This window comes from Nitrogeniibacter mangrovi, assembly GCF_010983895.1.
Lineage (GTDB): Bacteria > Pseudomonadota > Gammaproteobacteria > Burkholderiales > Rhodocyclaceae > Nitrogeniibacter > Nitrogeniibacter mangrovi.
Genome location: NZ_CP048836.1, coordinates 350,296 through 371,834 on the forward strand (window position 1 = coordinate 350,296; position 21,539 = coordinate 371,834).

The window sequence follows — 21,539 nt, forward strand, 5'->3', positions numbered from 1 at the left end:
GGACCGGGACATGGCGGATCGCAGCGTCATCGAGTGGCTGGTGGTGACCGTGCTGTGTGCGGCGACGGCCGCCGCGGCGACCGCCTTCGGCTGGGTCTGGCGCATGGACATGGTGGCCTACGACGCGGCCATGTCGCTGGCGCGGCCGGCGCCGGACCCGGCGGTGGTGCTGGTGGCCATCGACGATCCGAGCCTGGCGGAGATCGGCCGCTGGCCCTGGCGCCGGTCGGTGCATGCGGCCCTCATCGAGCGCCTCAGCGCCGCCGGCGCGCGCGTGATCGCCTTCGATGTCATCCTCCATGAGCCCAACCCGGACGACCCCGGGGCCGACCGGGTGCTCGCCGACGCGATCGCCCGCAGCGGGCGCGTGATCCTGCCCGTGGTGCAGGCCTCGCGGGGCAATCGCATCATCGGCGAGGCGCCGCCGGCGCCCCTGTTCCAGGCCGGCGCCGCGGCCACCGGACACATTCATGTGGAACTAGACCCGGACGGCATCGCCCGCAGCGTTTACCTGTGGGAGGGGTTCGGGCGCGCCCGTCATCCGCAACTGGCGCTGGCCGCCCTGCAACAGGCCGATCCGGCGCGCGCGGCCCGCTATGCCGCGCCCGACGAGCGTGCGAGCCCCGGCGAGTGGCACCGCGCCGACTGGCTGCGCATTCCCTTCTCCGGCCCCCCGGGCACCTACGCCCACGTCTCCTACGCCGACGTGCTGCGTGGCGACGTGGCCGACGCGGTGCTGCGCGACAAGATCGTGTTCGTCGGCGCGACCGCGCTCGGCCTGGCCGACAGCGTGCCGACCCCGACCTCCGGCTTCAACCGGCCGATGCCGGGGGTGGAGGTCAATGCCAACGTGTATTCGGCGCTGTGGCGCGGCGAGGGCATCCGTCCGCTGGGCGCCGCTGCCGCCAGTGCGGCGGCCGCCCTGATCGTGATCGGCCTCATGGTGATCATGCTGCGCACCGCGCCGCGGGTGGCCCTGGTGTGGGCGTTCGCGGGCGCCGGAGGCACTCTCGCGCTGATGGGGCTGGGCCTGAATCTGGTGCACCTGTGGTTCCCCCCGGCCGGCACCATGCTCGGCTGCATGCTGTGCTATCCGCTGTGGAGCTGGCGCCGGCTCGAGGCCGCGCAACGGCACCTGGACGCTCAGCTCGAGATTCTCCATCGCGATGCCGAGCGCCTGTTCCCGGTGGTGCGCCGGCGCCCCGTCGAGGCCCACGACCTCGATCCACTGCAACAGCGCATCCGCCGCGTCGCCTTGGCGGTGCAGCGTCAGCGCGACATGCGCCGCTTCATGGCGGACACCCTCGACGGCCTGCCGGTGGGCGCCATCGTGACCGGCGCCGAGGGCGAGGTGATGCTGTGCAACCGCGGGGCGTTGCACCTGCTCGACGTGCCGGCGGTGAGCGCGGTGCCCAAGGCGCTGGGCGCACTGGCGTGGCCGCCCGGCACGCGCCTGGCCGACGGGCTGCCCGTGCCCGACCCCGCGGCCGGCATCACCACGGTGGAGGTGGACGGCCCGCAGGAGCGGCGCCTGCTGATCCAGGCCGCCGGGCTGGCGGATGACGAGGGCGTGCCGATCGGCCGTGTCTTCGGGCTGTCGGACATCACCCAGGTGCGCGACGCCCACAAGCGCCGGGAAGAAACCATGCATTACCTCTCCCATGATCTGCGCTCGCCGATCGCCTCCCTCCTCACCCTCATCGAGGCCGAACGCACCGCCGGTGAGCCGGATGCCGCGCAGATGCAGTTCCTGCGCCAACTGGGTCGATATGGCAATGCCGCGCTGAAGCTGGCGGACGACCTGTTCCGCCTGGTGCGGGCCGACGCCATCGATCAGGCGAACTTCGCCGAACTGCACCTGGCCAGCGTGGTCCAGGACGCCCTCGACGAGGTCTGGGTGCAGGCGCGCGCGCGCGATGTCAGCTTGCGCTTCGTGCCCGAGGAGGCGGTGGCGGATGCCGCCCTGGTGCGCGGCGACCGCGAGCTGGTGCGCCGGGCGCTCGCCAACCTGCTCGGCAACGCCATCAAGTACGGGCCCGACGGCGGCGAGGTCGAGGTCGCGCTGACGCGCGCGGGCGACACCTGGCGGGTGTCCGTCCATGACCAGGGCGAGGGCATCGGCCCCGATCAGCTGCCGCAGCTGTTCCGCCGTTTCGGTCGCCTCAAGACCGCCGCGAGCCGGCGCGAGTCGGGCGTCGGTCTGGGCCTCATGATCGTCAAGACCGTGGCCGAGCGCCATGGCGGGCGGGTGACGGTGGACACCTCGCCGGGGGGCGGCGCCACCTTCAGCCTGATTCTGCCGGCGGCCGCGGCGGACGCCGTCGCGTGAACGCCCCCGACGCGAAGGTCGCGAGGTCACGCTGGCGCTGGCGCTGGCCTGTGGCGGCCGTTGCGCTGTTGCTGCCGGGGGTGCTGCTGGTCACGCTCATGTCCATGCCGGGCTGGCTCGACGCCTGGCTCGTCGGCCGCATCGGGGCGCAGCTTCAGGGCCGGCTCGAGATGCACCTCGACCCCGAACTGATGAGCGCCCTGCCGGGCGTGAACGCACGTCAGCTCCGTTGGCGTGCCGTTGGCTCGCCGCCCGGCACCATCGATATCACGCACCTGAGCGCCCGCACCCCGTGGCGTGTCGACGGCGCCGTGCGCCCGATCGAAGTGGTGGTGTCCGGCGCGCGCATCGAGCTGCATCAGGGCGCGGACGGTCGCTGGCCGCTGCCCTTGCCGGTCGGCCCGGCGGGTGACGGCGCGCCGCCGGTCACGCTCGGATCGGTGCGGGCGGACGATGTCGCGCTGCGCCTGGTGCCGGTGTCGGGGCCCCCGGTGGAGGCGCACATCGCGCATCTGACGATCGATCCGACCGACGCCGGCTGGCAGGTGCGCATGGAGGGGGCGGTGGCGGCCGAGCGGGTGCGCTGGGTCGGCCGGATGCAGACGCGGGCGCAGTGGAAGGACGGTGCAATCGCCGTGCGCGAGGCCGTCGTGCGCGGCACGCTCTCCTGGCCGGGCGGTGGGCTCGATACGCTCACCCTCGCCGCCGAATCGGGATGGCGCCGCGACGGAGCCGTGCAGATCGATGGCCTCGACATCGACGCGCGGGGGCGGGTGGACGCCGTGCCCGATGCCTCGATCGCGCTGCACGGTCGGCTGCCGCAACTGGCGCTGGCCGATGGCCGCTTCTCGGCCCGGCTCGCGCCGCTGCGTGCCCAGATCGCCGGCGCGTGGCCGGCCCGGATCGAACTTGCCGAAGCGACCGTGGTGTTGGCCGACGGCCAGCTGAGCCTGCAGCCGCTGGCGCTCACCGTGCGTCATGAGGACGCCACCCGGCCCCTCGAAGCGATCACCACGGGCGGGGCGCTGACGCTGGATCTTCCGCAGGGGGAGGCGCATGTGGCCCAGACGGGGCTGAGCCTGCGCGTGCCCGACCCGGCGCGCCCGTCCGCCCGGATCACCGTGCACGGTCATGTGTCCGGCGCCGCGACCCGCGATCCGCTGCAGGCCAGCGGTGCGCTTGCCCTGACACTGACCCCCAGCCGGCTCGTCGCCCAGTGGTCGGTGGACGGCGCACGGGCGCGGCCGCTGCATCTGCACGGCACCGTGAACCGGTTCGATCTGGATCGCTGGCTGCGTCCCGATCCGGCGGATCGCGCGCCGCCGTCGCTGGCGGCGTGGCGCGATCTGCCGCTCACCCTGGATCTCACCGTGGACGAGCTGGTCTGGCATGGCGTGACGGTGCGCTCGGCCCACCTGACCCTGGATGGGGACACGGCGCCCCGCTGACCGGCGCGGATCTGATTTCGAACGATCGTTTTAATTTTGCCGATGCCCGTGCTAGAGTCGGGCGAACATCGGCCGAGCCGCACAACCGAGGAGACCTGTCATGAGTATTCCCGCCGCCTTCCAGGGGGGCATGCGCCTGCCGGCCATCGCCGCCCCCATGTTCCTGGTGTCCGGCCCCGACCTGGTCATCAACGCCTGCTGCGCCGGCGTGGCCGGCACCTTTCCCGCCCTCAATGCGCGTACGCCGGAGCTGCTCGACGGATGGCTCGCGCGCATCAACGGCGCCCTCGACGCCCAGCGCGAGCGTGGCCCCGAGGCGCTGTGCGCGCCCTATGGCGTCAACCTCATTCTCCATCCGAGCAATCCGCGCGTGGCGCCCGATCTCGACCTGCTGGTCAAGCACCGGGTGCCCTTCGTCATCACCAGCCTGGGGCATCCCGGCCCGGTGGTGGAGGCGGTCAAGGGTTACGGCGGGCTGGTGTTCTCCGATGTGGTGCATGCCTACCATGCGCGCAAGGCGGCCGCGGCCGGCGTGGACGGGATCATCGCCGTCGGTGCCGGCGCCGGGGGCCACGCCGGCACCCAGAGCCCGTTCAGCCTGGTGCGCGAGATCCGCGAATTCTGGGACGGCACGCTGGTGCTCGGCGGCGCCATTTCGGACGGTGCCGGGGTGCGCGCGGCCGAGGTGCTGGGGGCGGACTTCGCCTACATGGGCACGCGCTTCATCGCCACCCAGGAGGCCATGGCCGATCCGGCCTACAAGCAGATGCTCATCGACAGCGGGGTGCAGGACATCGTCTATACCGACGCGATTTCCGGCACCAACGCCAACTTCCTGTGGCCGAGCCTGGAGAAGGGCGGATATGAACGCGAGGCGCTGAGCCTCAACGTGGGCAAGGGCAAGCTCAAGCCGATCACCGACGAGGCCAAGGCCTGGCGCGATTTCTGGAGCGCCGGCCATGGCGTGGCCACCATCCATGACGCGCCGCCGGTGGCCGCGCTGGTGGCGCGGCTCGGCGAGGAATACGACGCGGCCTGCGCGCTGCCGGCCAGTGCCGCGACGCGGCACCGACCGTAGCGCTCACGGACCTCAGCGACCGCGCGGCTTGAACGGCTTGCCGTTGACCGTCAGCTGGCCGTTCCGGAACGCGAATTCCGATTTGATCAGGCCCTTGTCGCGGGTGACGTAGCCCTCGCTGGCCGCCTGCTGCAACTGGGCTTCGAGGCGTGCGTCGATCATCGCCACCTGATCGTCGGACAGTTCGGCCTGCGGATCCATGGCCGCGATCTGCTTGCGGGTGCGTTCGACCATCATCTCGCGCATCATCGCCTCGGGCAGGGTCAGCGCGCCGCTGGCGTCGAGCTTGCCGAGCAGGATCATGGGATTGCCCACTTCCTCGGGGGCGATGCCGGGCAGCTGCGCCCGGGCCTGGATGTGGGCTTCGCCCTGCGGGGTGTTGAAGCTCAGGCGGTCGAGGCGCAGTTCCGGATCGTGGGCGAGCAGCGCCATGGCCGGCTCCGCCAGCGCCGCCATCGCCACCTGCGGGTTGCCCTGGCCGGTCAGCAGCGCCGGGTCGCCATACATGTCCATGAGCGCCCGGTAGAGCTTGGCCACCGTGCGCACATGCAGGTGGTTCATCGAGAAGTCGTAGTGGGCGGGGCCGAAGTTGCGCGCGCCCACCTGGAATACCTGGGCGCTCATCTTCGCCTGCAGATCCAGGTAGTCGCCCTGGGCGGGCATGTCCACCGTGTACTCGAGCTGCTTGAGCTCCACCGGTTCGCCTTCCAGCTCCGGACCGCTCACGGCCATGCGCTCGAGCGTGAAGCGCTGCGTGCCGGCATAGAGCAGCGGTTCGTCCTCGAGGAGGCGGCGCTGCTCGCCGCGCATGTGCAACCCGGTCATGACCAGGTGCACGCCCTTGCCGTCCTCCACCTCGAGTTTCGGCGCGCCGCCCTGCATGGTGTAGCGCGTCATGCCGGCGTCGAAGTCGACGCTCGCGGTGAAGCCTTCCCAGGCGATCTGCCCGGTGTGGCCGTCTTCGGCGACCGGCAGCGGCGCGGCGAAGGCGGGGCTGCTCACGTCGCTGACGCCGCCGCCATCGAGCCGGATCACGGTGTGGGCGTGGAGGGGCGGCTGGTCGCCGAAAACCTTGGCGGCCTCGGCCCGGGCGGCCTCGGGCAGCACCAGCTCGCTGTCGATCACGGCGGCGGCGAGGCCGTCGGCCCAGGGGCCATGACGGATCTCGGAGCGGAAGCTCAGGCGCAGCGGTTGGGCCGGGTTGGTGGGCGCGTCACCCGCATCGGCGGCGGTCTTGTGCATGGCGCGCATCATGTCGCCGAGCACCTCGAGGGTCACGGTCTCGTGGGCGGAGAACACGCCGCGCTCGTATTGACGCTCGACCACTTTCAGGTAGGGCAGGCTCTCGAGCTGGGCGTACTGGGTGTCCAGGGTGGATTGCACCTGCTTGCCCAGATACCAGCTGGCGGCGGGGTAGGCGATGACGGGCAGGGCGATGACGGCGATCCAGGATTTCTTCATGGGGAATTCTCGTGCAGGTGAGCCGCGCGGCGCGCGCGCGGCGAGACGCCGCACAGTATAACGTCATCATATGGGGCGTCCATGGCGCGCCGCTGCCGATCGGGCGGCATGTGCCGGACTGGCTGCCGTGACCCCGTCCCATGAGGTAGGCTAGTGGCTGTCGCCCTGCCGAGTCTCTTGTCACCATGAACGAAGCCCGAACGATTGCGGTCGCCCTGACCGGTGCCTCCGGCATGCCCTACGGCGTGCGCCTGGTCGAGCACCTGATCGGCGCCGGCCAGCGGGTGTGGCTGCTGTATTCGCAGGTGGCCCAGATCGTCGCCCGGCAGGAGATGGACTGGACGCTGCCGTCGCGCCCGGTGGAGGTGGAGGCGGAACTGGGCGAGCGCTTCGGCGCCGCCGCGGGCCAGTTGCGGGTATTCGGCCGCGAGGAGTGGTTCGCGCCGCCGGCCTCCGGGTCGAACCCGCCGGACGCGATGGTGGTGTGTCCGTGCACCATGGGCACGCTGGCGTCGATTGCCGCGGGGCTGTCGCAGAACCTCATCGAGCGGGCTGCCGACGTGGCCATCAAGGAGGGGCGCAAGCTGGTGCTGGTGCCGCGCGAGACGCCGTTTTCGGCCATTCATCTGGAGAACATGCTCAAGCTGGCACGCCTGGGCGTGTGCATCCTGCCCGCCAATCCGGGGTTTTACACGCGCCCCGAATCGGTGCAGGATCTGGTGGACTTCGTGGTCGCGCGCATCCTCGATCAGCTCGATGTCCCCATGCGCTGGCGCCGCGCTGGGGTGAAAGCGACTGAAATCAGGGGCTTGGGCCGGGGTGTCGCGCCGGCCCGCGCCCGCAAGGTGGAATGGCACCGATTCTGCTTCGGGACTTGTCAGTGGCATGGACGGCGCGTGCGTTGTCAGGGTAATCCACAGGCGGCCATGCGTTGTAAGCGTCCTGTCACGTTGTTTATATTGGCTTCATGCCCGGCCATGCGGGTGTGGCCGCTCGGTTTTTCGGATACGCATCTCTCAAACAACAACGAGGAGCAGTGCTCATGAAGAAGCAACGGTTTTCCGTGGTGGCGGCGATGGCGGTCGCGGGCATGCTGGTGATGGGCTCGGCCCATGCCGGGGCGACCTTCGACGCGGTCAAGAAGAAGGGCTTTCTGCAATGTGGCGTCACCACCGGCCTGCCGGGCTTTTCCGCGCCGGACGAGAAGGGCAACTGGACCGGCATCGACGTGGATACCTGCCGCGCCGTGGCGGCGGCCATGTTCGGCGACGCGAAGAAGGTGAAGTTCACCCCGCTCAACGCCAAGGAGCGCTTCACCGCGCTGCAGTCGGGTGAGATCGACATGCTCTCGCGCAACACCACCTGGACCTTCACCCGTGACACCAGCCTGGGGCTGAACTTCGCCGGGGTGAACTACTACGACGGCCAGGGCTTCATGGTTAGCAAGAAGCTGGGCGTCAAGAGCGCGCTGGAACTGTCGGGCGCGGCCATCTGCATCCAGGCCGGCACCACCACCGAACTGAACCTGGCCGACTACTTCCGCGCCAACAAGATGGAATACACCGCCATCACCTACGACACCTCGGAAGAGACCATCAAGGGCTTCGAGGCCGGCCGCTGCGACGTGCTGACCTCCGACCAGTCGCAGCTCTATGCGCTGCGCGTCAAGCTGCCCAAGCCGGACGATGCCGTCGTGCTGCCCGAGGTGATCTCCAAGGAGCCGCTGGGGCCGGTGGTGCGCCAGGGTGACGACGAGTGGTTCAACGTGGTGCGCTGGGCCCTGTTCGCCCAGCTCAATGCCGAAGAGCTCGGCGTGAGTTCCAAGAACGTGGACCAGATGCTCAAGAGCAACGACCCGGGCATCAAGCGGCTGCTCGGTGTCGAGGGCGGATTCGGCAAGTTCATCGGCGTCGATGATAAATGGGCCTACAGCATCATCAAGCAGGTGGGCAACTACGGCGAGATGTTCGAGCGCAACGTCGGTCAGGGCAGCCCGCTGAAGATCTCGCGGGGGCTCAATGCCCTGTGGAACAAGGGCGGCATCCAGTACGCACCGCCGGTGCGCTGATCGAAGTGACGGGGCTGGCCACCGAGAGGTTGCCGGCCCTTTTCCCGTCCGCCCGTCCACTCCGAGCACATCGCCATGGCCGACACCCCGACTGTCAGTAGCCAGCCCGCCAAGCCGAAGCTGACGCGCGACCCCAGGTTCCGCGCGCTGGTGTTCCAGGTCCTCGCCCTGATCGCCGTCGCCGCGTTCTTCATCTACATCGTGCACAACACGCTCCTGAACATGGAGCAGCGCGGCATCTCCACCGGCTTCGCCTTCCTCGATCGCCCCTCCGGCTTCGCGATCCTGCAGTCGCTGATTCCCTACAGCGAAAGCTCCACCTACGGCCGTACCTTCGTGGTCGGCCTGCTCAACACCATCCTGGTGTCGGTGCTGGGCATCATCTTCGCCACCCTGGTCGGTTTCCTGGTCGGCGTCATGCGCCTGTCGCGCAACTGGCTGATCAGCAAGCTGGCGATGGTCTACATCGAGCTGTTCCGCAACATCCCGCTGCTGTTGCAGATCGTGTTCTGGTATTTCGCGGTGGCCTTCAACCTGCCGGCGCCGCGCCAGTCGCTGGCCTTCGGCGATCTGGTGTTCCTCAACAACCGCGGCATGTACGTGCCCGCGCCGGTGGTTGGCGAGGGCTTCTGGATGACCGGCGTCGCGCTCGTCGTCGCCATCGTCGCGGTGGTCCTCCTGGTGCGCTGGGCGCGCCGGCGCTTCGAGACCACCGGCAAGACCTTCCACACCGTGTATGCGGCGCTGGCCATTGTCGTCGGCCTCCCGCTGCTGGTGTTCTTCGCCACCGGCGCGCCGCTGCACTGGGATGTGCCCGCCCTCAAGGGCTTCAACTTCCGCGGCGGCCTGACGGTGATTCCGGAGCTGTTCGCCCTGACCCTGGCGCTGACCATCTACACCGCCGCCTTCATCGCCGAGACCGTGCGCAGCGGCATCCAGTCCGTCTCCCACGGCCAGACCGAGGCGGCCAGCGCGCTGGGCCTGTCCCATGCGCGCACCCTGCGCCTGGTGGTGATCCCGCAGGCCATGCGGGTGATCATCCCGCCGCTGACCAGCCAGTACCTGAACCTCACCAAGAACTCGTCGCTGGCGGTGGCCATCGGCTACCCGGACCTGGTGGCGGTGTTCGCCGGCACCACGCTCAACCAGACCGGCCAGGCGGTGGAGATCATCGCCATCACCATGGCCGTGTATCTGACCCTGAGCCTGGCGATTTCCCTGCTCATGAACTGGTACAACGCGAAGATGGCGTTGCGGGAGCGCTGACCGATGGCCAATACCTTCACGCCCCTGCCGGACCAGCCGCCTCCGCCCAGTTCCGTGGGCGCGATCGCCTGGATGCGTGCCCACCTGTTCTCCAGCTGGGTCAATTCGGCGCTCACCGTGCTGGCGCTGTATTTCCTCGCCGCCACCCTGCCCGGGCTCATCGACTGGCTGTTCATCAGCGCCAACTGGGTCGGCGACAACAAGGACGCCTGCGTGTCTGGCGGCGCCTGCTGGGCCTTCGTGGCCAAGCGCTTCGAGATCTTCATCTACGGCTTCTATCCGCTCGACCAGGTGTGGCGCATCAACCTCATCTTCGTCGGCCTGCTGGTGCTCACCGCGCCCCTGTTCCTGAAGTCGTTCGCGTACAAGCTGTACCTGGCCGGCTTCATCCTGTTCGTGTTCCCGGTCATCGCCTTCTTCCTCATGAGCGGCGGCGTCTTCGGCCTGGTGCATGTGGAGACGGCCAAGTGGGGCGGCTTCACCCTGACCCTGCTGCTGGCGGCGGTGGGCTGTGTCGGCGCGCTGCCGCTGGGCATCCTGCTCGCGCTCGGCCGCCGTGCGACCGGGATGCCGGTGGTCAAGTCCCTGTGCGTGATGTTCATCGAGCTGTGGCGCGGGGTGCCGCTGATCACGGTGCTGTTCATGTCCTCGGTGATGCTGCCGCTGTTCCTGCCCGAGGGGGTGAGCTTCGACAAGCTGCTGCGGGCGCTGATCGGGATCACCCTGTTCCAGTCGGCCTACATGGCCGAGGTGGTGCGCGGCGGGCTGCAGGCCATCCCCAAGGGGCAGTACGAGGCGGCGGACGCGCTCGGCCTGGGCTACTGGCGCAAGTACGGGCTGATCATCCTGCCCCAGGCACTGAAGATCGTCATCCCCGGCATCGTCAACACCTTCATCGAGTTGTTCAAGGACACCACCCTGGTGACCATCGTCGGCCTGCTCGAGCTGCTCGGCATGGTCAAGTCGGCCCTGGGCGATCCGGCCTGGCCCGACGTGTCCAAGGAAGGCTACGTGTTCGCCGCCTTCATGTTCTGGATCTTCTGCTTCGGCATGTCGCGCTACAGCCTGTGGCTGGAGCGGCGCCTGCATACCGGGCACAAGCGTTGAGCATCGCATTCTGACAATGGAGTCCGCCATGACGGCCACCGCACACCCCGCCCACGTTCCCGGCCAGGAGGTCATGATCCGTCTGGCCGGCGTGAACAAGTGGTACGACAAGTTCCATGTGCTCAAGGACATCAACCTCGAGGTCACCAAGGGCGAGCGCATCGTGGTGTGCGGCCCCTCGGGCTCGGGCAAGTCCACGATGATCCGCTGCATCAACCGGCTCGAGGAGCACCAGCAGGGCCAGATCGTGGTCGACGGCATCGAGCTGACCAACGACCTGCGCAACATCGAGACCATCCGCAAGGAGGTCGGCATGGTGTTCCAGCACTTCAACCTGTTCCCGCACCTCACGGTGCTGGAGAACTGCGTGCTGGCGCCCATGTGGGTGCGCAAGACGCCGCGCAAGGAGGCCGAGGCCACCGCCATGAACTACCTGGAACGGGTGAAGATCCCCGATCAGGCCAGGAAGTATCCGGGCCAGCTCTCCGGCGGCCAGCAGCAGCGCGTGGCCATCGCCCGCAGCCTGTGCATGAATCCGCGCATCATGCTCTTCGACGAACCGACCTCGGCGCTCGATCCGGAGATGATCAAGGAAGTGCTCGACGTGATGATCGAGCTGGCCGAATCCGGCATGACGATGATGTGCGTGACCCACGAGATGGGTTTCGCCAAGACGGTGGCCGACAAGGTCATCTTCATGGACCGCGGCCAGATCGTCGAGAGCAATCCGCCCGAGGAATTCTTCACCAACCCGCAGAACGAGCGCACCCGGCTGTTCCTCAGCCAGATCCTGAACCACTGATCCCCGTGCGCGGGCGTCGCCGATGCGCTATGGTGGGGGACCGCATGTTCGCGGGCCCCGACCGATCAACGCTCACGACGCTGGCATGACCTCACTGGCCTCCCTTCCGCTGTTTCCGCTGCAGACCGTGCTCTTTCCCCAGGGGCGCCTCGCGCTCAAGGTGTTCGAGGCGCGCTATATGGACATGGTCAGCGCCTGCCTGCGCACCAGCGGCACCTTCGGCATCTGCCTGATCGCCGCGGGCAGCGAGGTGGGCGAGGCGGCGGTGCCGCATGCGGTGGGCACCGAGGCGCGCATCGTCACCGCCGACGCCACCACTGCGGGGGTGCTCGACATCGTCGTCGCCGGCGAGCGTCGCTTCCGCCTGCATGACCACTCGGTGGGCAAGGGGCAACTGCTCGAGGGCGAGGTCGAATGGCTCGCGCCGCTTGCGCACCAGCCGGTGCCCGAGGCACAGGACAACCTGATCCCGCTGCTGCGCAAGATCGTCGCCGACCAGGGCGACCGGGTGGCCGAGCCGCACCGCTTTGACGACGCCGAGTGGGTCGGCGCGCGCTACGCCGAGGTCCTGCCCATCCAGTCGCTGGCCAAGCAGAAGCTGCTCGAGCTCGACGACGTGGTCAGTCGCCTCGAAATCATCCAGCAATACCTCGACCAGCGCGGCCTGCTCGACACGCGCCCGGCCTGAAAGGCGTTCGCGCCGGCGGCCGGGCGAACGCGTCAGGCGCCTTGTGCGACACGCCTATGCCGACGCCAGAATGCGGCGTACCGGCGCCGGCAGACCGAGCTCGTCGACCGCATCGAGCGCACAGACGCGTGCCGCCTCGATCGCGGGAATGGCGTCGAGCGTGTCGACCGTGAAACGCACCGGGGCAATGTCCAGCACGTAGTGGGTAAAGGTGTGGCGCAACCCGTCGAGCGGGGTGACCTGCGCCGGGACGTCGGCCGCCACCGCCCGCCACCAGGCGTCGGGCGGCGTGTCGCGATCGAACTCGGGCAGCGACAACAGCCCGCCCCAGATGCCCTTGGGAGGGCGTTGCACCAAGAGCAGGTGCATGCCGTCGGTGATCACCGCCATGTGGGTGGTCCTGACCGGTGGGCGTTTGCGCGGCCGCGCCTCGGGCAGCTCGGTGGTGCGCCCGGTGGCATGGGCGACGCAGATCGGCTGCATCGGGCAGTCCGGACAGCGCGGCTTGCCGCGGGTGCATACCGTCGCTCCCAGGTCCATCTGCGCCTGGATGTACACCGGAACGTCGGTGGCCGGCAGGAGGGCGTCGGCCAGCGCCCACAGGCGTCGCTCCACCGCCACGCTGCCGGGAAATCCGTCCACGCCGAAGGCCCGGCACAGCACCCGCTTCACGTTGCCGTCGAGAATGGCCGCGCGCTGGCCGAAGGCGAATGTGGCGATGGCTGCCGCCGTGGAGCGGCCGATGCCGGGCAGGGCGGCGATGGCCTCGGCGCGTGCCGGAAACTGCCCCCCATGTTCCGTCATCACGGTGCGGGCGCAGGCGTGCAGGTTGCGGGCGCGGGCGTAGTAGCCCAGCCCGCTCCACAGCGCCATCACCTCGTCCACCGGGGCCGCCGCGAGGGTCGCCAGGTCGGGAAAGCGCGCGAGGAAGCGTGCGTAGTAGGGGATGACCGTGTCCACCTGGGTCTGCTGGAGCATGATCTCCGAGAGCCAGATGCGGTACGGGTCGGTGGTGTTCTGCCAGGGCAGGTCGTGGCGACCGTGGTGTCGGTGCCATCGGATCAGGCGGTCGGCGAAGTCACTCATGCCTTGGGGCGCGCGGAAATGGATACCGGATGTTACCCGTTCGTTCCGTGTAATGCGTGCTTACAAGCGGGTATGACAATTGTCAATGTGGGCGTGGTGATGTCGGTGCATATTAGTGACGTCTAATAAAAAGTCCGGAGCGTTTCCGGTCGTTTGAGGAGTCCATCATGAAGCAGCGCACACGTTTGTCGGCCATCGTGGCCGCATCCCTCATGGCTCTGGCGGGTGCCGGCATCGCCGCAGGCGGCGGTGGTGGTGGCGGGGGCGGCGGTATGGGCGGTGGTGGCATGGGCGGCGGCATGGGCCCGGGGGCCAAATCCGGTGCCAGCAAACAGGTCGAGACCAAGACTCGTCAGAAGGTCCAGACCGAGACGCGGGAGCAGGAGCAGGAGCGCCTGCGCGACGGTAGCGGCGATGGCAGTCAGAACCAGGTTCAGAACCGGAATCGGACCCAGACCGAAACCCAGACGGAAACCCAGACCCAGACGCAGACCCAGACGGGCCAGTGAGTCGCATGGGGGCCTCGCCAGGCCCCCGGCGACGCAAGGCAGTATTCGTTCATTCCTTCAGGAGACCCCCGCGTGAAGACGTTTCTCGCAACCAGCATCCTCGCCCTTTCCGGCTTCGCGGCAAGCTCCGCGCTCGCCGATCACAACAGCAAGTGGGGTGAGGGCACCGCGCTCGACCCCATCGGCGTGCACGACGCCCGGATCGATACCCTCGCCCTCGACGACACGGACACCTTCATGGGTGGACGTTTCGCGGAGCACGGTCCGGGGCTGGTGGAGCCGGCGCAGCGGGGCGGTCGCCCCGACACCATCGCGGTGGAGGGCGGTGGCGCAGGTTCGCGAGGCGCAGGGGCCGGTCGCTGATCGGCGGACAGCGGCGTCCTACGCCGCAGTGGCCGGTGATGCATGGGGCGGGGAGGCGTAAGCCTTCCCGCCCTTGTCTCATTCTCGGCCGTGCGGCGCGCAAGCCAGACGACCATGAAAACGGGGCGGCATCTGCCGCCCCGTGAGCGTGTCACCGGCCTACCGTGTCAGCGCTCGTGCACCTCGTAGATCTTTTCACGGATGGTATCCGCGGTTTCCGCGAAGGTGCTCAGATCGACGCCTTCGGGCAGGCTCACGCCCAGAATGGTGTTGATGGCAGTCACCGTGTCTTCGCTGATGGGCACGGTCTTGTCCGATGCGGACGCCAGGAACAGTGCGGCCAGCAGTTCGGTATTGCTGGTGATGCCCTCCGGCGCGTCAGTGATCACGCCGTCGGCCAGCAGATCCTTGTAGAGGGCCAGGTTCTCGAGCGGAGAATCGACGCGTGTCGGGGCCGCATCCAGGGCGACGAGCAGATCCTGCAAAGTGCTGTTGGCGTACAGCGATGACGTGGCGGACAGTGTCTTGAGTGCCTCGAGCAGGGCCTGGTCGAGGACATGGCCCGGCGAGCGGGCGACGTTCAAACGCCCCAGTTCCACTTCGGGAATGCCCTCCTGCGCCCAACTCGGCTTGCCTCCACCGGTCGCCCCTGCCGAACCCGCGCGAGGGCCTTTGCCGTCGCCGTCCTCGGCGTCGCCGTGGTCGCCGGGATTCGGCGCACCCTTCTGTTTGTCGATTTCATGCTGAGGCCCGCCGTCGTGGCCCTTGTGCCCCTCGTCGCCCTCTTCCTCGTCGGAGAGGACGGATTCGGTGGTCTTGGAGGCGCCGCCGGCCTCGTGGTCGGCCCCCTGTTTGCCCATCGATTCGCCGCCACGCGGGCCTTTACCCTCGCCCCCATGGGTTTCGGCATGTGCGGAACCGACCACCGAAAGGCCGCCGACAACCGGAAGGTCGGCCACCCACGGGCTGGCGAGCACCAGGAACGTGGTCGCGCCGATCGCGAGGGCGACCTGCTTGATCTTGAAGGACTGCGTGTTCATGACAACCTCCGTGAGTGACGCGCGTGAGTGCGCTGCTATCTATTACTAAATTACTAGTTTCTAATTGTTTCGGCATTGCCAATTGTCAACTGGCGCGATCGCGTGCCGCTGCAGAAGAGGGCATCGACCGCAGGTCGTGACGAATGCCTCAGAACCGCACGCCCCAGGCCATATCCACGCGGCTTTCATGCGCTTCGTAACGCACCTGATCGCCGTTGGCCTGCGGGGGCGCGATGAAGCGGAAGGTGCCGAAGTCGATCTCCGAGTACTCGATGCGGAAGAAGCCGCGGGTCCCCAGCGCCATTTCCGTGCCCAGACCCAGGCGGGTCCCGTGGCGGTATTCGGCGAACTGGACCGGGGTGGCGTTGCCACGGGCGTATCGGGCATCGAATTTGGCGCGTTCCTCACCGATGCGCCCGTAGATCATCGCGCCGGGGGTCAGGCGATAGCCCAGTCGCAGTCCGGCGCCGTAGCTCCCCTTGCGATCGAGCGAGAAGTCGCGTCCGCCCGGCCCGCTGACCACGCGATCGTGGGCCCAGCCGAAGTCGCTGGTGGCCAGATCGATTTCCGCGCCGACGTAGAGGCGACCGAAGGTGGTGTCGATGCCGGCAAAAAGGTCCAGGGCGGTACTCTGGTTGCCGAAGGTGGCGTCGAGAACGCTGTTGTCGGTACCGTGGATCGCATGCAGATCGGTGGCGAGCATGGCCTGACGGGCGCCGACGCCGGCATAGAAACCCTCGGGACTTGCCGGTGCCGGGGTGGCAGGCGCGGTGGCGGGATCGCCACCGCCGAAGCGCCAACCCAGACCGAGCGTGAACGCGCTGGTGGCCGGGGAGAAGGTCTGCGGGTTCTGGCCGTCGAACACGTGAAAGCCGTCGTAGTCCGTATAGGCGTATTCGCTCCGGATGAACGCATGCCTGCCCAGCGGAACCTCGGTCCCGACGCCAAAGCGCAGGCCGCGACGGGTGGTGTCCTGTTCGACGTTGGCGGCCGGTGTGGCCGCGGCATTGACATAGTGGGATGCGAAATCGGTCCACACCAGGCCCAGGCGCCCGTAGATCAGGCCGCCGCTCATGTCATGACCCACGCGCAGTGCCACACCGCCCGTGTCTCCGGAGCGGACGCCGAAAATCCGGTCCTCGGCACCGAGCGGTGTGTCGACATGGGCATGCGACCAGGCGGTGTCGCCCCGTTCCGCGGTGGCTTCCAGCGCCACCTGCCACCCACTGAGCGCGATGCCGTAACCCGCAAACAGGCCACCGGTGGCGCCCGATCCGGCGAAATCGCCATCGTCTGTGTTGATGCTTGCGCCGGTGTCGCGCGCGCCGAAGGTGCTGGTCGCTGCGCTCATCGCGCCGGCGCTCACACCCAGGTAGAGGCCGCCCGCGGTGGCGGGGACAAAGGCGGAAGACAGGGTGGTCGGGGTGCCCGGCCAGCGTAGCTGGCGCTGCCGGGGTGCGTAGCCGACGCTGACGTACAACAGGTCGTCGAAATATTCGTACGCGGCCAGGGTCGAGCCGCGATGCAGGTAGCGGTAGCTGGCGCCAGCGAACCAGTCGTCATTGAGGTAATAACGCACCCCCAGATCGCCGCGCAGTGTCCGGTTGGTCAGATCGATCCCCTGATAATCGCTGCGGCCGTAGGCCAGGGCGCCTGTGATCAGCCAGTGTGCGTCGAGGGCATGCTCGAGCTTGGCCGATACGTTGCTGGTGAAATAGCTCGATGCCCCGGCCAGTGTGGTCTCGTTCAGGGATTGGCTGAAGCGACCGGTGATGCGCGTTGCCGACGCGGCCTGCCAGCGCACCACCGCGCCGGCGTAGGGGCGGTGCACGTCCTGCAGTCGGGCGTCGTCGTAGTCCTGCTGAATTTCACCGGCGAAGGCCTCCCAGCGCACACGTCCGGTGCCGCCGCTGGCGCCGACGGTCACGCGGTGCCCGTCCGAGTCGCGCCGGTAGCCGTTGTCGTCCTCGGTCTCGTCGTAATGACGCGTGTCGGTGGTGACCTGGGCGAACACCGACAGCCCCGTCGCGACGGCGTAGCTGGCGCGCATGCCGATGGAGTCGAGGGTGCGGTCGCGATCATCGTTGGTGCCGAGGATGCCGGTGGGGGTGTCGAAGTCGAGGGTCTCGTGCACCAGCCCCAACCGCAGGGTCACATCCCCCAGGCGCTGGTTCACGCCAAGAACGACACCGTGGGTGTCATAGATCGTCGGCGTCTCCCCGCTGGTGCTCTCCGGTGAGCCGCGCTCTTCATGATCACGGCGGGCGTAAGCCTGCCCAAGGAGCTGGCCAGTGTCGGTCAGATCCACATGCCCCGCGGCCTTGAGCCAGTAGTCGTCCGTGTTTTCGGCGCTGTGGGCCGGATAGCTCGTCAGGTCGGCGCCGGCGGACAGGTCGAGGCCGTGGCGAGCCCACTGTGAGCGTGCTTCGATGGCCGGGGTCAGCGTGGTGACCCAACTGCGGGTTTCGCCGCGCGCTTCACCGTAGAGGTTGCTGTCCAGCCCGTGGGTCAGCGTGATCGAGGGATAGACACGGAAGTTGCCCCAGGGCAGGCCCGTGCGTGCCTTGAGCTCGCCTTCGGCATCGCGATCGGCCGTTTCCCGCGAGGCCTCCGTCCGGGTGAGGCCGTCGTCGGTCGACTGCGCAAAGACCGGTGTCGCGATGGCGAACAGGCTGGCCAGCAGCATTGCCAGAGGGTGCAGAGGGCTCGGAGGTGTGGGCGAAGTCGGACTTTTCATGGTGGCGTGCTCGATTCGGTGCGCCGGCATTCGATGACGAACCGGTGCAGGGAGGCAATGACAATTCGCAATCGGTTTGTGCGTGGCTACCCGTCGGCGATGCGGTGCAGTCGGGCCGTATCGCATTCACCGAAGTGCGTCGGGTGCTCGCGGACGAGTCCTGCGCGTTTGAAGCGCGCCATCATCCGACTGGCCGTCTCGGTCGAGACGCCGATGATCGAGCCGATGTCCTCTCGGGACAGTTTCGGGCAACGCCCCGAGCCCTGCGCGCCGTCCAGTTTGAGGAGGAGGCGGGCGAGCCGGGCTTCGGCGGTGCCGGTCGACAGTTCGGTAATGAAGCTGTCGGCTTCGTCCAGGTTGCGCTGCCATTGCGCCATGAGCCGGTCGTAAACCTGTCGGTCGAACTCTTCGAGCACATGGATCAGTGCGGCCGGCAACTGGCAGGCGCGCACCTCGGACACCGCCGTCGCGGTGTGCCTGTAGTGATGATTGACCAGGCTTTCGAGGCCGATGATGTCGCCGTCCTGGCGCAGGCGGACGATACGCTGGTTTCCGTTGGGAAGACTCTGGGTGAGCTTGACCAGCCCCGATCGGACGAGGGTGACCGTGCGGGCCACGCCCCCTTCCTGATAGAGCTGCTCGCCCCGTGAGAAGCTGCGCTCATGGAGCGTATCGGCGAGTTGCCGAACGGTATCGGGCAGTGCAGTCGAGTGTGTGAAGGCCTCGCTCAGACAGCACTCGAGGCAAGGTTTCTGCGCCGGGACGGCGTGGGGGCAGCCGATGAGCGGAGTCATTGTGGTCTCGACATCTTTCGTAACACGTCGACCACAGTATTCATCCGAAAGTATTAGTGTATCCTGATATTTGTCAAACCTTTGCTTTCCCGCGGCTGAGGGGAGCGGCGCAGTCGACGCCAGGGGATACGGCAGGGATAATGCGGGGCTGACCTCGAAAGACGCCAATGCAATGACTGCTCGCCCCGACTCCTCCCAGCGCGCCCTGCGTGACAGCCTCGGCATGTTCGCCACCGGTATCACCGTGGTGACCGCCCGCGCGCCGGACGGCACGCCGGTGGGCCTGACCGTCAATTCCTTCAATTCGGTGTCGCTCGATCCACCGCTGATCGTCTGGTCGCTGGCCTCGCATCTGCCCAGCGTGGCGGTGTTTTCCCATTGCGAGTACTACGCCATCAACGTGCTCGCCGAGGACCAGCAGCACCTGTCGCAGCGCTTCGCGACGCGGGACATCGACAAGTTCGCGGGGCTGGAACTGCGGGACGGTCTGGGCGGTGCGCCCTTGCTCGACGGCTGTTGCGCGTGGTTCGAATGCCGCAACACCACCTTGCACGACGGTGGCGACCACCTCATGTTCGTCAGCGAAGTGACACGCCATACCCATGAGGCGAAGCCGCCGCTGATCTATTTCGGCGGGCGCTACCGGCAGCTGAAGCCGTGAGGGCGTGCGAGGCTGGGTGATCGGACGGAGCGGGGCTGGAGCGGGTGAAGGGAATCGAACCCTCGTATGCAGCTTGGGAAGCTGCCGTTCTACCATTGAACTACACCCGCCCGGGTGATCGGTCGCGAACGCGACAGCGCGGATTGTAGCCGTGCGCCGTGGCGTTTGGCAATTTCGCCGCATCCGGCCCCGCCGGGGCGTGCGTGGCCCCATGCTACAATCGGGGCCTTCCGAACGCGTGTTTCGACCCCGCTCATGTCCGAGATTTCGCTGCGCATCAATGGCCAGCCCGAGGTGTTCGCCCCACCCCTGACGGTGGCCGACCTGCTCGTGGCCAAGGGGCTCGCGGGCAAGCGGCTGGCGGTGGAACGCAACGGCGACATCGTGCCGCGCGGGCAGCATGCGGTGACGGAACTGTGCGACGGTGACCGACTCGAAATCGTCGTGGCCGTCGGCGGCGGCTGAGCGCCGCGTCCTCCCTCCTTTTCGGTGATCCAGCATGAACGACTCCCTTGTCATTGCCGGCAAGTCGTATGACTCCCGTCTGCTCGTGGGCACGGGCAAATACCGGGATTTCGCGCAGACCCGCGAGGCCATCGAAGCCAGCGGCGCGCGCATCGTCACGGTGGCGATCCGCCGCACCAACATCGGCCAGAACGCCGACGAGCCCAACCTGCTCGACGTCCTGCCGCCGGAGCGCTTCACCATCCTGCCGAACACCGCCGGCTGCTACACGGCGGACGACGCGGTACGCACCCTGCGCCTGGCGCGCGAACTGCTCGACGGCCACGCGCTGGTCAAGCTCGAGGTGCTCGGCGACCCCGAGACCCTGTTCCCCAACATGCCCGAAACCCTCAAGGCCGCGCAGACCCTGGTCAAGGACGGTTTCGACGTGATGGTGTACTGCTCCGACGACCCGATCCAGGCGCGCATGCTCGAGGACATCGGCTGCGTGGCGGTGATGCCCCTGGCCAGCCTCATCGGCTCGGGCATGGGCATTCTCAATCCCTGGAACCTGCAGCTCATCATCGAGCAGAGCCGGGTGCCGGTGCTGGTCGATGCCGGCGTGGGCACCGCGTCGGATGCGGCCATCGCCATGGAGCTGGGTTGTGACGGGGTGCTCATGAACACCGCCATCGCCAAGGCCCAGGACCCGGTGCGCATGGCCGCCGCGATGAAGAAGGGGGTCGAGGCCGGGCGCGAGGCCTTCCTCGCCGGGCGCATGCCGAAGAAGACCTACGCGGCGAGCCCGAGCTCACCCACGACCGGCCTGATCGGCCGCTGAGCGGCCCGCGCCACCGACATTCCGGGCCGGGTGCCGTCGCCCCGGCCCGATGCTTTGCTGGAACCATTGCATGACCGACCACGCCAAACCCGATCCCGCGACCGAGGCCGCACCACGGCTGTCGCGCCGGCCCATCCGCAGCTTCGTGCTGCGCCAGGGGCGCATGTCCGACGCCCAGACCCGCTTTCTCGAGGCCAAGATGCCCGAGGTGGGGATTTCCTATGCCCAGGCACCCGTCGACCTGAACGCGGTGTTCGGCCGCACCGCGCCCAAGGTGGTGGAGATCGGCTTCGGCATGGGCGACGCCACCGCCAAGATTGCCCAGCACCTGCCCGACACCGACTTCGTCGGCATCGAGGTGCACAGCCCCGGCGTGGGCAACCTGTGCAAGCTCATCGAGCTCGAGGACATCGGCAACATCCGCATCATTCAGCATGACGCGATGGAGGTGATGGAAGACATGATCGCGCCCGACAGCCTCGACGGCGTGCATGTGTTCTTTCCCGATCCTTGGCCCAAGAAGCGCCATCACAAGCGCCGCCTCATCCAGCCGGCCTTCGTCGCCCTGCTGGCGAGCCGCCTCAAGCCGGGCGGCTACTTGCACTGCGCCACGGATTGGGAGGAATATGCCGAACAGATGCTGGCCGTGCTCGCGGGCGAAGCCTCGCTGGCCAACACCGCGAAGGACTATGCGCCGCGACCCGAGTACCGCCCCCTGACCCGCTTCGAGGCCCGCGGTTTGCGCCTGGGCCACGGGGTGTGGGACCTGGTGTTCCGGCGTCGCTGATCCGCTGAACCGACTCGAACAAGGAATCGC

Annotated in this window: 19 protein-coding genes, 1 tRNA gene and 1 pseudogene; 15 read left to right on the top strand and 6 right to left on the bottom strand. The window is 68.1% G+C overall.

What is annotated here, in order from left to right; all coding sequences use genetic code 11:
* Positions 1 to 10 precede the first annotated feature (10 nt).
* From G3580_RS01515 to G3580_RS01525, 3 genes are all read left to right on the top strand, one after another.
* Positions 11 to 2,329, top strand: coding sequence for a CHASE2 domain-containing protein (locus G3580_RS01515; RefSeq protein ID WP_173763587.1), 2,319 nt, complete (start codon positions 11 to 13; stop codon positions 2,327 to 2,329).
* Entirely contained in the window at positions 2,326 to 3,777 is a 1,452-nt protein-coding gene (locus G3580_RS01520) for a hypothetical protein (RefSeq protein WP_173763588.1), read from the top strand. Before G3580_RS01515 ends, G3580_RS01520 begins: the two co-directional genes overlap by 4 nt.
* A 100-nt stretch (positions 3,778 to 3,877) precedes the next feature.
* Entirely contained in the window at positions 3,878 to 4,855 is a 978-nt protein-coding gene (locus G3580_RS01525; RefSeq protein WP_173763589.1) for an NAD(P)H-dependent flavin oxidoreductase, read from the top strand.
* 12 nt (positions 4,856 to 4,867) lie between these two features.
* Here the strand turns inward: G3580_RS01525 and G3580_RS01530 are convergent, their stop codons facing one another.
* A complete protein-coding gene (locus tag G3580_RS01530; protein WP_173763590.1) occupies positions 4,868 to 6,316 on the bottom strand; it encodes a YdgA family protein in 1,449 nt (482 codons plus the stop codon).
* Positions 6,317 to 6,501: 185 nt separating this feature from the next.
* On the opposite strand from G3580_RS01530, the pseudogene G3580_RS01535 reads away from it, so the two are divergent.
* The 6 genes and pseudogenes from G3580_RS01535 (at position 6,502) to G3580_RS01560 (ending at position 12,247) form a co-directional block, all read left to right on the top strand.
* Positions 6,502 to 7,115: pseudogene (locus G3580_RS01535) on the top strand (flavin prenyltransferase UbiX).
* 243 nt (positions 7,116 to 7,358) lie between these two features.
* Positions 7,359 to 8,384 (top strand): amino acid ABC transporter substrate-binding protein, encoded by a 1,026-nt coding sequence (locus G3580_RS01540; RefSeq protein ID WP_173763591.1) that lies wholly within the window; start codon positions 7,359 to 7,361, stop codon positions 8,382 to 8,384.
* A 75-nt stretch (positions 8,385 to 8,459) separates the two neighbouring features.
* Positions 8,460 to 9,650, top strand: a complete 1,191-nt coding sequence (locus G3580_RS01545; RefSeq protein ID WP_173763592.1) for an amino acid ABC transporter permease — start codon at positions 8,460 to 8,462, stop codon at positions 9,648 to 9,650.
* Positions 9,651 to 9,653: 3 nt separating this feature from the next.
* Positions 9,654 to 10,757, top strand: coding sequence for an amino acid ABC transporter permease (locus G3580_RS01550; protein WP_173763593.1), 1,104 nt, complete (start codon positions 9,654 to 9,656; stop codon positions 10,755 to 10,757).
* 73 nt (positions 10,758 to 10,830) lie between these two features.
* Entirely contained in the window at positions 10,831 to 11,559 is a 729-nt protein-coding gene (locus tag G3580_RS01555; RefSeq protein ID WP_173768519.1) for an amino acid ABC transporter ATP-binding protein, read from the top strand.
* An 85-nt stretch (positions 11,560 to 11,644) separates the two neighbouring features.
* Positions 11,645 to 12,247: an LON peptidase substrate-binding domain-containing protein gene (locus G3580_RS01560; protein ID WP_173763594.1), complete on the top strand. Its 603-nt coding sequence runs from the start codon at positions 11,645 to 11,647 to the stop codon at positions 12,245 to 12,247.
* Between the two features lie 54 nt (positions 12,248 to 12,301).
* Here the strand turns inward: G3580_RS01560 and mutY are convergent, their stop codons facing one another.
* Positions 12,302 to 13,333, bottom strand: a complete 1,032-nt coding sequence (mutY, locus tag G3580_RS01565; protein WP_173763595.1) for an A/G-specific adenine glycosylase — start codon at positions 13,331 to 13,333, stop codon at positions 12,302 to 12,304.
* Between the two features lie 167 nt (positions 13,334 to 13,500).
* Here mutY and G3580_RS01570 point away from each other — a divergent pair, with 167 nt between their 5' ends.
* Both G3580_RS01570 and G3580_RS01575 read left to right on the top strand, forming a co-directional pair.
* Complete coding sequence (locus G3580_RS01570) at positions 13,501 to 13,842, top strand: DUF4148 domain-containing protein (RefSeq protein WP_173763596.1); 342 nt, start codon at positions 13,501 to 13,503, stop codon at positions 13,840 to 13,842.
* A gap of 72 nt (positions 13,843 to 13,914) precedes the next feature.
* On the top strand, positions 13,915 to 14,205 hold the full coding sequence (locus G3580_RS01575) for a hypothetical protein (RefSeq protein ID WP_173763597.1): 291 nt from the start codon (positions 13,915 to 13,917) through the stop codon (positions 14,203 to 14,205).
* A 167-nt stretch (positions 14,206 to 14,372) separates the two neighbouring features.
* Here the strand turns inward: G3580_RS01575 and G3580_RS01580 are convergent, their stop codons facing one another.
* The 3 genes from G3580_RS01580 to G3580_RS01590 form a co-directional block, all read right to left on the bottom strand.
* The gene (locus G3580_RS01580; protein ID WP_173763598.1) at positions 14,373 to 15,245 is read right to left on the bottom strand and encodes a hypothetical protein; all 873 of its coding nucleotides are present in this window, start codon (positions 15,243 to 15,245) and stop codon (positions 14,373 to 14,375) included.
* A 148-nt stretch (positions 15,246 to 15,393) separates the two neighbouring features.
* Positions 15,394 to 17,931, bottom strand: a complete 2,538-nt coding sequence (locus G3580_RS01585; RefSeq protein WP_173763599.1) for an outer membrane beta-barrel protein — start codon at positions 17,929 to 17,931, stop codon at positions 15,394 to 15,396.
* A gap of 137 nt (positions 17,932 to 18,068) precedes the next feature.
* Complete coding sequence (locus G3580_RS01590) at positions 18,069 to 18,776, bottom strand: Crp/Fnr family transcriptional regulator (RefSeq protein ID WP_173763600.1); 708 nt, start codon at positions 18,774 to 18,776, stop codon at positions 18,069 to 18,071.
* A 172-nt stretch (positions 18,777 to 18,948) separates the two neighbouring features.
* Here G3580_RS01590 and G3580_RS01595 point away from each other — a divergent pair, with 172 nt between their 5' ends.
* Entirely contained in the window at positions 18,949 to 19,437 is a 489-nt protein-coding gene (locus G3580_RS01595) for a flavin reductase family protein (protein ID WP_173763601.1), read from the top strand.
* Between the two features lie 36 nt (positions 19,438 to 19,473).
* On the opposite strand, the gene G3580_RS01600 is transcribed toward G3580_RS01595, so the two are convergent.
* Positions 19,474 to 19,547 (bottom strand) — tRNA-Gly (locus tag G3580_RS01600).
* A 145-nt stretch (positions 19,548 to 19,692) separates the two neighbouring features.
* Here G3580_RS01600 and thiS point away from each other — a divergent pair.
* The 3 genes from thiS to trmB all read left to right on the top strand — a co-directional run bounded on the left by thiS (position 19,693) and on the right by trmB (position 21,509).
* Positions 19,693 to 19,902 (top strand): sulfur carrier protein ThiS, encoded by a 210-nt coding sequence (gene thiS / locus G3580_RS01605; RefSeq protein WP_173763602.1) that lies wholly within the window; start codon positions 19,693 to 19,695, stop codon positions 19,900 to 19,902.
* A 34-nt stretch (positions 19,903 to 19,936) separates the two neighbouring features.
* Positions 19,937 to 20,722, top strand: coding sequence for a thiazole synthase (locus G3580_RS01610; protein WP_173763603.1), 786 nt, complete (start codon positions 19,937 to 19,939; stop codon positions 20,720 to 20,722).
* Between the two features lie 70 nt (positions 20,723 to 20,792).
* The gene (gene trmB / locus G3580_RS01615; RefSeq protein ID WP_228720735.1) at positions 20,793 to 21,509 is read left to right on the top strand and encodes a tRNA (guanosine(46)-N7)-methyltransferase TrmB; all 717 of its coding nucleotides are present in this window, start codon (positions 20,793 to 20,795) and stop codon (positions 21,507 to 21,509) included.
* Positions 21,510 to 21,539: the final 30 nt, after the last annotated feature.